Source organism: Lentibacter sp. (genome assembly GCF_965657785.1).
In the GTDB taxonomy this organism is placed as follows: domain Bacteria; phylum Pseudomonadota; class Alphaproteobacteria; order Rhodobacterales; family Rhodobacteraceae; genus Lentibacter.
In genome coordinates this window covers 1-10,565 of sequence record NZ_CBFHPP010000037.1, presented here as the reverse complement: position 1 = coordinate 10,565, position 10,565 = coordinate 1, and the positions used below count along the sequence as shown (strand labels likewise).

Sequence of the window (10,565 nt, the reverse complement as noted above, 5' to 3'; positions counted from 1 at the left end):
CCTAATCGATAAGATGAACCAGAAATCCTCTGTTATTCAAATCTTCAAATCTGTCCCAATGGTGCTGACGTCAGACAGCCAGAGCCCGCCAACTTTGCAATCCAAGCCAACCAAACAGATTTCGTGCTCCATCTTCGAAAGGAGCTAGAAGAATGGCCACGAGAAGCACGGGTGGAGTTAACGTCCAGGACCGCGGCTGCCACTCCAGTGAAACTAAGCGTCGAGCAGGTGCCGGCCGCCGGTCGCGCCCGCTTCATCGTTAACGCTCCTTCACTTGCTAGACAGTTCATCGTCGATTGGGACGCGGCGAAAGAAGTGCAAAGACCATGGAACGAACTGATCGAGGAACTCGGCGCCTTCTCAGCAACAATACCTGACCGGCTGATCCTGCCGTGTGGTATGGAGGCATGGGAGGATAACGACCGCGACCAAGGTCTTTCGAGCCTTTTGGCAGAAAACAGTGAACGGGACGAGGTTGATTGGGGTGAACTTGCAAGGAAGCTCGCAGCGAGGCCAAACAAGCGGTATTGTATCTCAAGTGATGGTGAACTCCCAAGTGAAGTGCCAGACGAAGCTCGAAACCTGCTGGACACGTTGACGCAGAGGGCCCTTGAGCACGTTCAGGCCCGTGTAAACGGAGATATCATTGCAAACAACGAATCCCTCAAGTTTCTAACCTGGCAGTTTCGAAGATCACCAGCACCGTTGCCCAATATGTTACTTAAGGCATGGGATGCTCGGAGCCCACTTTTTAACCACCCGTTCGTGACGCATGCTATGAACTGGGTTTTGGTTTACCAAGGTTTTGGCCGCACCTGTAGAACTCAGGAAGAAGAAAGAATTGCGCTTTCGCGCATTTTCTTAAGAGATGTGCAGTCTTGGACTTACCGCGAGGAAACTGCAGCTGCCGCCTTTCTATTGTCTCGCTCTGAGACAGCACCACTTCTTCTGGAACGTCAGGATGTTGAGCGACTGGCCGAACGCGTCATAATTGAATTCAAAGCTGAATTAGGTACAGACTACACTCGCTTCAACTATGCACCATTCTTGCTTGGCGGGCTGCTGAGGTGGCGGCTCAAGGAAAAGAACGCGCTTGTGGTAGGACAAGACAAACTTGCCGACGAGCTACGCGACGCAATCTTAAAAACACGTCGAGACTTTGCCCGCAATCGCAACCGCAACGAACGTTTTACACGGGCTGCAAATCGCTACGATCCATTGTTGGAGCAACTGCTTGAAGAACTAGAAGGACAAGGCAGCAACCCAAATCTACTCGTTGACCTCTTTGATGTCTGAAGTTTGCCAACAGCGTGCGAGCGCCTAGGTCGCGTCTGCTTCACTGGGCTAGGGTTAGCACGTTTAGTGTCGAGCCAATCATTAGGACAATCCTCTGCCAAGCTCTGATCTTCGGCTAGATCGCACAGCGGTATCCCCATAAGCCAAGGTATTCAAAACTGTAGTGGAGCGGACCCTAAACCGGATCACACTTTGTTACAAATTCAGGTCCAACATGACGTTACAAAAAACCAATTAGCCCATTGTTTTATACAAAGATATAGGGAGTTCAATCCTCCCCTACAGCACCAGATGTTCCCTCAAATACCTGTGAAATCTACGATTGCACGCAAGCCGCCCTAGCGCGCCTTGGCAAGCTCCGCCTCAATCGCCTTGGTGATCCGCCCCGCCAGCGGCTTTACCGAAGAACCCCAAGTCGCCAGCACAGCGCCATCCGCGCCAATCAAAACCTTGTTGAAATTCCAGGCAGGCTCAAAGCCCGTCCGCGCCTTGACGCTTTGGTAAAACGGGTGGGCCTGCGCCCCCCTCACCTTAAGCATCGTCGTCATCGGCATATCAATATCGTAGTTCAGCTCGCAAAACGCCTTGATCTCGGCATCGCTCCCAAGCTCCTGCCTAAAGTCATCAGAGGGCACAGCAATCAGACCAAAGCCAGCGTCGCGGTAACGGTCATAGAGCCTCTGCAACTCACTATACTGGCGCGTAAAAGCACAGCGGGAGGCCGTGTTCACAACCAAAAAGGGCTTGCCCGCCCATTGCGCCGTGTCAATCACCCCGCCTTCTATCGCAGGAAACGCGCCCCAAAGGCTCTCCGCCTTGCCATGACCCGCATATAAGACACAGCCCAGAGCCAGCCAAAGCGCAGCACTGTAGCCCGTCAACCCATGTTTAAACCAAAGTCTCATGCCCCGTTTACGCGCGGGCCGCCAGCTTGGATCATTCCACAGCAGCCCAAGGCCGCCCCACGGGGTGCCTGACCCTAGCGCTGAAACACATCACCAAGCGCAGAAAGATCACTGCCAATCCCCTGAAAGACCTGCCCCGCACCATGGCCAAGGCCACTCAGCGTGCCACAGCCCGAAAGCGTCACGACCATCGCAAGAATAAGATAACGGCTCATTTTTTGTCCTCAATTTTTGTTTTTTTCTATAATAGCCAATCGCCAAGACAAATAAAAGCGCGCCCGCTCACAAATGCGGCGCAAACTCTGCCAAGACCGAGGCATAAACCGCGCGCTTGAACGGCACGATATTGTCAACAAGCTGATCTGCCGCAAGCCAGCGCCACTCCGAAAACTCGGGGTGCTCGGTGGCAATATTCACATCACTGTTCTCGCCGTGAAAGCGCATCAGAAACCACTTCTGCTCTTGCCCGCGAAAGCGCCCCTTCCAGATCTTGGGCACAAGATCATGGGGCAAATCATAAGGCAGCCAGCCCGCCGTTTCCGCTTCAATCGTAACCTTATCCGCCGTCACACCGGTCTCTTCCCAAAGCTCGCGCAAAGCCGCCTCGCGCGCGCCCTCGCCTGCGTCGACGCCCCCCTGCGGCATCTGCCAGGCGTCCTGATCACGGTCGCGGCGCTGGCCCACAAAGACCTCGCCCCCGGCATTGACAAGCATCACCCCCACACAAGGCCGATAGGGCAGTCGGGCAATCTCTTCAGGGCTCATAGCGTCCTCACTTCAGAAAAAACAACACGGTCATGATCAGGCCAACCGCCACAATCGCACCGCGCAAAAGCGTCATATTGGTAATCTTACGCGCATAAGCGGCGCCAAAATAGCCCCCCGCCGTGGTGGCCAGCGCCAAAACAATCGCGCTCTTCCACGCGATCAGCCCCGCCACAGCCAGCGCCCCCGCCGACACAATGGAGATCATCGTCGACATCAGGTTCTTCAGCCCGTTCATGCCGTGCAAATTGGCAAAGCCCATGAGGCCAAACACCGCCAAAAGCATGATCCCGAGACCGCCGTTAAAATACCCGCCATAGACCGAAACCGCCAAAGTTACCGCCACAGAGCCAAGCCTGCCAAGCCCGCCGCCCTTCAAAAGCGCCAGAAGCTTTGGGCCCGCCGCAAAAATCAATGTGGCAACAAGCAAAAGCCAAGGCACAAGGCCCATAAAGACCTCCTCGTTTGTCACGGTGAGCAAAAGCGCCCCGATCAAACCTCCCAAGGAAGCAATCAACAACATAACCGAAAGGCTCAAGGCCCCCTCCGCCGCAATATCGCGGCGAAACGCCCAAGCGCTCCCCGCATAGCCCGGAATGGCCGTCAAAGTCGCCGTCGCATTGGCCATAATCGGCGGTACACCCAGCCAGACCAGCGCAGGAAAGGAAATAAACGTCCCACCCCCCGCAACCGCATTGAGCGCCCCCGTGGCAAAGCCCGCAGCGCAAAGCACCAAAATTTCCAACATAAGCCTCTCCCCGTTCGCGCCCTTTCTGGCGCATTGCGCCCCCCGCCGCAATCCCACACCAAACCCAAACCGCCCCAAACCGCCCGCCCCTTTTTCTTTCTAAAAATATCCCGGGGGTGCGGGGGCTGGCCCCCGCTTAACCCTGCGTGCGGGGGCTGGCCCCCGCAGGCGGTCGGATTTTTTGCGCAGCAAAAATCCGAAACCACAGCCCACCACAAACGCAAAGAGCCGCACCCTCGCAGGTGCGGCCCCTATCCTCACAGCCAGAGAGCTTACTTCGCCGCGGGTCCCAGCGCCTCAAGCCCTTTGAGAATATCAATCGCATAAGCCAGCTGATAATCCTCTTCGCGCAGCTTGGCTGCCGCGAGCGCCTTTTCCTGTTCCGCCTTGATCTGTTCGATCTCGTCTTCGGTCAGGCTGTCGTTGCTGATACTGCCGCGCAAATCGGCCTCGGTGCGGGCGTTAAACTTGGCCTGTTCCTCTTCGGTCTCGGCCTCGGGCGTGCGGCGCGGCTGCTCCACAACAATGTCAGGCGAAACGCCCAGCGCCTGAATAGAGCGCCCTGACGGCGTATAATAGCGCGCTGTGGTCAGGCGCATCGCGCCCTCCCCGCGCAAAGGCATCACCGTCTGAACCGAGCCTTTGCCAAAGCTTTTCGTGCCAACAACAATGGCGCGGCGGTGGTCTTGCAACGCCCCCGCCACAATCTCGGAGGCCGAAGCCGAGCCGCCATTGATCAGAACAACCACAGGCTTACCGCCCGTCAAATCGCCCGCCGTGGCGTTATAGCGCTCGCCGTCTTCAGGGTTGCGCCCGCGGGTCGAGACAATCTCGCCGCTCTCAAGAAACGCATCCGAAACCGCAATCGCCTCGGTCAGCAGCCCGCCGGGGTTGTTGCGCAGATCAAGGATAAACCCGTTGACCTTCTCCATGCCGCCGGCCTCCTCGACCTGCTCCTTGATCCCTGCGGCAAGGTTGGGCGAGGTCTGACGGTTGAACGTCGTCACCCGCAAGACAACACTGGTGCCCTCAATGCGCGAGCGCACCGCCGTGAGCTTGATGGTGTCGCGAATGATCGAGATTTCAAGTGGCTCTTCCGCGCCCTCGCGCGCCACGGTGATGATAATCTCGCTGCCCACAGGCCCGCGCATCAGCTCGACCGCCTCATCCAGCGTCAGCCCCAAAAGGCTCTCGCCATCCACATGGGTGATAAAGTCGCCCGCTTCCACGCCGGCTTCATCCGCAGGGGTGCCATCCATCGGCGAGACAACTTTCACAAAGCCCTCTTCCTGCGTGACTTCAATGCCAAGCCCGCCAAACTCGCCGCTGGTCTGGACTTTCATCCCCTCCGCCGCTTTCGGGCTGAGATAGCTTGAATGCGGGTCAAGCGAGGTCAACATCCCGTTGATCGCCGCTTCAATCAGCTCGCCCTCCTCGACCTCTTCAACATATTGCGCGCGAATGCGCTCGAAGATATCGCCAAACAGATCAAGCTGTTGATAAACATTTGTGGTCTTGGTGGATTCCTGGGCCAGCAAAGGCGCTGCCACCTGCGTGGTGATCAGCACGCTCGCAAGCGTTCCGGTTGCCGCCGCCATGAGAAATTTCTTCATGTCTCAGTCTTCCCTTTGTGTGCGAAACCAGCTCTCGGGGTTCACTGGCTCATTGTCTTCTCTTACTTCCAAATAGAGCGATTGTGAAAGGTCACTTCCCGTTCCATCACCCACTTGTGTTAATATTTCGCCTATTGCGGCCTCTTTGCCGCCCATAAGACCCAAAGGCGCACCGCCTGCAATCACTTCGCCAGTGCGCCCGTAGACGACATCCAGCCCCGCAAATACCATAAGAAGCCCTGATTTTGGTTCAAGGATCATGACATTGCCAAAGTCCAGCAGCGGCCCCTGATAGCGGATCGTGGCCGCCACAGGCGCACTCACAAGCGCGCGTGGCCGTGTCGCCAGCAAAAGCCCGGGCCGTGTGATCCCTGCGGCGTCCGCCTCGCCCGCGCGGCGCAAAACGCGCCCCGCCACAGGCAGCGCCAGCGCGCCTTTCTGCTCGAACACATCCGCGCTTGCCGCCGTGTCCAAAGGCCCGCCGCTGATTGCGCCCAAACCGCCCGCAAAGGCCTCAAGCGTCTCGGTGGTGGCAATGAGCAGCGCGGTTTTCACCGCATCCTCGCTAAATTTGCGCGGCAGATCTGTGCGGTCCGCAATCGCCTGGCTCAAGGCGCTGCGCGCATCCTGCACGCCCGTCAGCCCCTCTTGCAGGCTGCGCTCCGCTCCGGCCTGAAGCTGGCGCAGGGTGCTCACTTCGACAAGCGTCTCGCGCAAAGCATCCGCCTGCGCATTCAGCGCAGGGGTCATCTGGCTCACAATCATCCCCGCGCGCGCCGTGCCCAGCGCGCCGTCAGGGTGCAGCAAAAGACTGGGCGAGCCAACCCGCCCGCGCGCCTGAAGCACCGTGAGCAGCGCCGCGATTTCTTCTTCCTGCCCGCCAAGTCTGAGACTCAGCTCCCGCTCGCGGATCGTGGCGCGGCGCAGCCCTGCGCGCACAGCCGTAAGCCCCGCCTCATAGGCGCGCACCGTCTCGCTCAAAGCCGCCACGCGTTCGCGCCCGCCCTTGGCCGCCTCCAGAAGGTCCCGCGCCGCCGACAAATCTTCCAGCGCCGCCGTTGCGGCCTCTGCGGGGCTGGTATCCTCGGCCCAAAGCCCCGTTGGCACAGCCAGACACGCCGCCAGAAGCGCCGCACGCCAGCTCATACCAATAAACTTTCGCCAGTCATCTCTTCAGGCTGCGCCAGCCCCATCAGCGCCAGAAGCGTTGGCGCCAGATCGCTCAAACGCCCCGCGCGCAGAGCCGCGCCCTCCGGCCCACCAACAAGGATCACAGGCACAGGGTTCACCGTATGCGCCGTATGCGCGCCCCCCGTCACAGGGTCGCGCATCATCTCGCAATTGCCATGATCCGCCGTCACGATCATCGCACCACCCGCCTTTTCAAGCGCCGCAAGCACGCGGCCAAGGCCCTGATCGACAGCTTCGCAAGCCTTGATCGCCGCCTTCAGATCGCCCGTATGGCCGACCATGTCGGGGTTGGCATAATTCGTCACAATCAGATCAAACCCGTCTTCAATCGCGCCGACAAAAGCCTCCGTGACCTCGCCTGCGCTCATTTCGGGCTGCATATCATAAGTCGCAACCTTGGGGCTCGGCGCCATATAACGGACTTCGCCCGCCTCCGCGCCCTCCTTGCCGCCATTGAGAAAGAAGGTCACGTGCGGATATTTTTCCGTCTCCGCAAGGCGGAACTGCCTAAGCCCCTGCTTGGCAACCCATTCGCCCAAAGTGTTCACAATCACCCGCGAGGGAAAGACCGTCGCCATATACCCCTCATGCGCCTCCGAATATTCAACCATCCCAAGCATCTCAAGCTTGGGCCGCGCCCCAGTGTCAAACCCGTCAAAATCAGGCGCCGCCATCGCCGCCAGTATCTCGCGCGCGCGATCAGCGCGGAAGTTCAGACAAAAGACCCCGTCGCCCTCCGTCATCCCCTTATAGCCGCGCAAAACCGTGGCCGAAATAAACTCGTCGGTCTCGCTGCGGTTGTAGGCATTGGAAATCGCGCCATGCGCGTCCATCGCCGTATAGCCGCTCTGCCCGTGCACCATGGCGTCATAGGCCTCCTTGACCCGCTCCCAGCGGTTGTCGCGATCAAGCGCAAAATACCGCCCCGTCACGGTGACGATCTTGGCCTTGGCAGGCAAAGCCTCGGTCAAAGCCGCAAAATAGCCAAATGCCGACTTCGGCGCCACATCGCGCCCGTCCGCAATCGCGTGAATGGCCACAGGCACACCCGCCGCCGCAATCGCATTCACAGAGGCCATCAGATGCACAAGCGAGCCATGCACGCCCCCGTCCGAAACAAGCCCGACAAGATGCGCCGTGCCGCCCGTCTCTTTCAGCCGCGCGATAAAGGCCTTCAGCCGTTCGTTGTCAAAATAGCTGCCGTCTTCAATCGCAAGGTCGATCTGCCCAAGGTCCATCGCCACAACGCGCCCCGCGCCGATATTGGTATGGCCCACCTCAGAGTTGCCCATCTGCCCGCTCGGCAGGCCCACATCAGGCCCATGCGTGGTCAGAAAATTCGACGGGCCGTCGCGCATGATCCTGTCAAAATTGGGCGTATCGGCCAGCAAAGGCGCATTGTCCTCGCGCCGCTCGGAATGGCCCCACCCGTCCAAAATACACAACACAACCGGTTTTCTATCGCTCATTGCCCATACCTTCTTTGCGTCCAGCATTTACGCGCTCAAACGCTTCGGGGCAACACCCAGAGCCTCATTCGCGGTGATACGGCGCACCCGCCAAAATCGACGCCGCGCGATAGAGCTGCTCAGACAGCATCACCCGCACAAGCATATGCGGCCAGACCATCTTTCCGAAGCTCACAGAATGCGCCGCCCGCGCGCGCAGGCGCGGCGCAATCCCGTCAGCGCCACCAATGACAAAAGCCACATCCTGCGCCCCCGTGTCGCGCCAGCCCGCGAGCCGCTCGGCAAACTGGGGCGAGCTTTCGAGCCGCCCGCGCTCGTCAAGACAAACCAAAACACAACCCTTGGGCAAGGCCCGCTCCAAAAGGGCGGCCTCGGCCTCCATGCCACCGCCCTTCTTGTCTTCCACTTCCAAAACAGAAAGGGCGGTCAGCCCCAGCCCCCGCCCCGTGCGCTCAAAGCGCGTCACATAATCGTCAATCAGCGCTTTTTCAGGCCCGCCCCTCAGGCGGCCCACCGCGCAGATCTGAACTCGCATATCAGGCCTTTTCCGCCTCGGGCGTCAGCCACATCTTCTCAAGCTGGTAAAACTCGCGCACTTCAGGGCGGAAGACATGAACGATAATATCGCCCGTATCGACCAGAACCCAGTCGCCCGTGTTCTTGCCCTCGATCTTTGACGCGCGGCCAAAGTCAAGCTTCAAGCGCTCGGCGAGCTTCTCGGAAATAGCGCCCACCTGACGCGAAGAGCGCCCGGAGCACACAACCATATAATCGCCAATAGAAGACTTCCCGCGCAGATCAATCTGCACGACATCCTCGGCCTTATCATCGTCAAGTGATTTCAGTATGGCAGCAAGCAAATCTTCACTGCTCAGCTCTTTGGCCTTTTTTGGGGCCGAATGCGCCGCGCCTTTGGCCGCAACAACGTTTGGTGACAGGACGTAGTCCCTCCTTCTTACACATCTGTTGGCCCCGATGCCGAGCATGGCGCAAGCGTAACACCCCAAGTGTAAATGCTCAATGACCGCTATTCCCTCATGCAAAAATATGCGACCCATAAGCATCTATTGTCGTTTTGAGGCCTGTTCATGCGTTTTGTTTTTGCTCTGATCATCAGCCTGCTTGCCCCTGCGGCCTATGCACAGTCCAGCCCCGCTTGGACCACGGGCCAATCCGCCAACGCCAGCTTCGCCAGCGCCCCAAGCCCGAAGGGCGCAAACAGCCTCGGCGCAAGCCTGCGCTTTGAGGCGGGCCAAAGCACGGCCCAACTCTTCATTACAGGCCTCTGGAGTGCACGCCCGCTCACCCTGCGCCTCTCGGTCACCTACGCAAGCGGCAAAACCACCCCGCTTGACACCTACCGCCACGGCAAAATCGTCATGCTACAAGGCCAGCCCGCCTATAGCCTCACCCTCCCCCGCACCGCCCTGCGCCCCCTCAAAGGCGGCGACACTCTGGTGATTGAAGACACAACGATGCGCGGCGTGATCCCCCTGACAGGCTCATCAGCAGCGATCAAAGCGGCTGAAACGCGGGCAGGGTTGTAGCGCTCCCAATGCCCAACCAAAGTTTGCACAGCGCGAAGGGTGGAACTGTTCATAACGGGCAGGCAGGCAATGGCAGCGTCGCGGACGAAGCAGTCGTTGGCTTGGGAGGCTAACGTCAGCCCCTGGGGTGGCGACCTGACGGTTTTGGAAAAGCGCTTTATGCCAGCCAAATACTTCCTCAGAACGAATGATGCGCCTGCATCTGCCAAATCGCCAGCCCAAGGGAGGGGCTGACCCCCTCTCGGCAGAATTGGTGCAGCCAATTCGCCTGCCGGGGCAAAGGATAGCCGGGCCGCTATCGCGGCTGTTAACCGGCTGGGTGCTCCCAATAGAAGGCCCGCTCTGGCCTCAAGCCCACCATTCGCTGCCCCCCACCGAACGCCCCGTTAACTTAATTCCTGTTAACACATTCCCTGTTCGGGGGGGTGCACGCATGGTGCACGCCCTGTGCACGCTTATCACCCCCCTAGAATCAGATGTGTTTTGGCGCATTAACCATGCGGGACGCAGGGGTCAGAGCGTGGAAACTCAGTCCTGATAGACTGGGGGCAATGTCGGGAAACCCTTTGGAAACTATAGGAAATTTGGCAATAATTATTCCGCCGCCAAAGGCTCTGCGGCCCTGCGGCCAATATCGCAGACCTCGGCGATAACCCCCTTAAGAACCCGCCGAAACGCCTCAAAGTTGCCATTCGGGCGTATCATCTGCTCGTTCATATAGATCGAACGGTCAATTTCGAGCTGGATCGCGTGCTGCCCCTTTGAGGGCCGCCCGTATGTCTGGCAAATATAGGCCCCCGCAAAGGGCACATTGCGCACCACAGTCAGCCCTGCCGCGCTCAAAGCGGCTTCCAGACGGTCGACGATCTCTGAACTGGCCGAGGCCCCGTGACGGTCCCCGATCACAACTTCAGGGCGGCGGATCGCGCCCCGTGCGGCCAGATCCATCGCCTCATGCGGCATCGAGTGGCAGTCGATCAAGATCGCCTCGCCAAAGGCGGCTTTTGATTGGTCAAGCAGCTTGCCCAACA

General features: G+C 59.0%; 12 protein-coding genes. 2 read left to right on the top strand and 10 right to left on the bottom strand.

The annotated features are described in order from the left end of the window. Positions 1-171: 171 nt before the first annotated feature. Positions 172-1,296 (top strand): hypothetical protein, encoded by a 1,125-nt coding sequence (locus ACTF58_RS12820; protein WP_438992360.1) that lies wholly within the window; start codon positions 172-174, stop codon positions 1,294-1,296. Between the two features lie 338 nt (positions 1,297-1,634). Here the strand turns inward: ACTF58_RS12820 and ACTF58_RS12815 are convergent, their stop codons facing one another. The 9 genes from ACTF58_RS12815 to rsfS all read right to left on the bottom strand — a co-directional run bounded on the left by ACTF58_RS12815 (position 1,635) and on the right by rsfS (position 8,973). Further along, positions 1,635-2,201 (bottom strand): glutathione peroxidase, encoded by a 567-nt coding sequence (locus ACTF58_RS12815; RefSeq protein WP_438992359.1) that lies wholly within the window; start codon positions 2,199-2,201, stop codon positions 1,635-1,637. A 74-nt stretch (positions 2,202-2,275) separates the two neighbouring features. Beyond that, entirely contained in the window at positions 2,276-2,416 is a 141-nt protein-coding gene (locus ACTF58_RS12810; RefSeq protein WP_438992358.1) for a hypothetical protein, read from the bottom strand. Between the two features lie 67 nt (positions 2,417-2,483). Continuing rightward, the gene (locus ACTF58_RS12805; RefSeq protein WP_438992357.1) at positions 2,484-2,966 is read right to left on the bottom strand and encodes an RNA pyrophosphohydrolase; all 483 of its coding nucleotides are present in this window, start codon (positions 2,964-2,966) and stop codon (positions 2,484-2,486) included. Between the two features lie 7 nt (positions 2,967-2,973). Next, the gene (locus ACTF58_RS12800) at positions 2,974-3,714 is read right to left on the bottom strand and encodes a sulfite exporter TauE/SafE family protein (protein ID WP_438992356.1); all 741 of its coding nucleotides are present in this window, start codon (positions 3,712-3,714) and stop codon (positions 2,974-2,976) included. Positions 3,715-3,986: 272 nt separating this feature from the next. Then, a complete protein-coding gene (locus tag ACTF58_RS12795) occupies positions 3,987-5,327 on the bottom strand; it encodes a S41 family peptidase (RefSeq protein ID WP_438992355.1) in 1,341 nt (446 codons plus the stop codon). A gap of 3 nt (positions 5,328-5,330) precedes the next feature. Further along, positions 5,331-6,473: a murein hydrolase activator EnvC family protein gene (locus ACTF58_RS12790; RefSeq protein ID WP_438992354.1), complete on the bottom strand. Its 1,143-nt coding sequence runs from the start codon at positions 6,471-6,473 to the stop codon at positions 5,331-5,333. After that, a complete protein-coding gene (gene gpmI / locus ACTF58_RS12785) occupies positions 6,470-7,987 on the bottom strand; it encodes a 2,3-bisphosphoglycerate-independent phosphoglycerate mutase (RefSeq protein ID WP_438992353.1) in 1,518 nt (505 codons plus the stop codon). Before gpmI ends, ACTF58_RS12790 begins: the two co-directional genes overlap by 4 nt. 64 nt (positions 7,988-8,051) lie before the next feature. Further along, positions 8,052-8,522, bottom strand: a complete 471-nt coding sequence (rlmH, locus tag ACTF58_RS12780) for a 23S rRNA (pseudouridine(1915)-N(3))-methyltransferase RlmH (RefSeq protein ID WP_438992352.1) — start codon at positions 8,520-8,522, stop codon at positions 8,052-8,054. 1 nt (position 8,523) lies between these two features. Next, positions 8,524-8,973, bottom strand: a complete 450-nt coding sequence (rsfS, locus tag ACTF58_RS12775; RefSeq protein WP_438992351.1) for a ribosome silencing factor — start codon at positions 8,971-8,973, stop codon at positions 8,524-8,526. Positions 8,974-9,075: 102 nt separating this feature from the next. Between rsfS and ACTF58_RS12770 the strand changes: the two genes are divergently transcribed. Further along, positions 9,076-9,534: a hypothetical protein gene (locus tag ACTF58_RS12770; RefSeq protein WP_438992350.1), complete on the top strand. Its 459-nt coding sequence runs from the start codon at positions 9,076-9,078 to the stop codon at positions 9,532-9,534. A gap of 594 nt (positions 9,535-10,128) precedes the next feature. On the opposite strand, the gene ACTF58_RS12765 is transcribed toward ACTF58_RS12770, so the two are convergent. Then, positions 10,129-10,565, bottom strand: a 437-nt coding sequence (locus tag ACTF58_RS12765; RefSeq protein WP_438992349.1) for an N-formylglutamate amidohydrolase, incomplete at its 5' end; no start/stop codon positions are given.

What these genes read in the sequence shown, in the direction of transcription:
- gpmI (WP_438992353.1), bottom strand. Translation starts at nt 7,987, where the DNA reads ATGAGCGATAGAAAACCGGTTGTGTTGTGTATTTTGGACGGGTGGGGC.
- ACTF58_RS12805 (WP_438992357.1), bottom strand. Translation starts at nt 2,966, where the DNA reads ATGAGCCCTGAAGAGATTGCCCGACTGCCCTATCGGCCTTGTGTGGGG.
- rsfS (WP_438992351.1), bottom strand. Translation starts at nt 8,973, where the DNA reads ATGCTCGGCATCGGGGCCAACAGATGTGTAAGAAGGAGGGACTACGTC.
- ACTF58_RS12810 (WP_438992358.1), bottom strand. Translation starts at nt 2,416, where the DNA reads ATGAGCCGTTATCTTATTCTTGCGATGGTCGTGACGCTTTCGGGCTGT.
- ACTF58_RS12815 (WP_438992359.1), bottom strand. Translation starts at nt 2,201, where the DNA reads ATGAGACTTTGGTTTAAACATGGGTTGACGGGCTACAGTGCTGCGCTT.
- rlmH (WP_438992352.1), bottom strand. Translation starts at nt 8,522, where the DNA reads ATGCGAGTTCAGATCTGCGCGGTGGGCCGCCTGAGGGGCGGGCCTGAA.
- ACTF58_RS12790 (WP_438992354.1), bottom strand. Translation starts at nt 6,473, where the DNA reads ATGAGCTGGCGTGCGGCGCTTCTGGCGGCGTGTCTGGCTGTGCCAACG.
- ACTF58_RS12795 (WP_438992355.1), bottom strand. Translation starts at nt 5,327, where the DNA reads ATGAAGAAATTTCTCATGGCGGCGGCAACCGGAACGCTTGCGAGCGTG.
- ACTF58_RS12800 (WP_438992356.1), bottom strand. Translation starts at nt 3,714, where the DNA reads ATGTTGGAAATTTTGGTGCTTTGCGCTGCGGGCTTTGCCACGGGGGCG.
- ACTF58_RS12770 (WP_438992350.1), top strand. Translation starts at nt 9,076, where the DNA reads ATGCGTTTTGTTTTTGCTCTGATCATCAGCCTGCTTGCCCCTGCGGCC.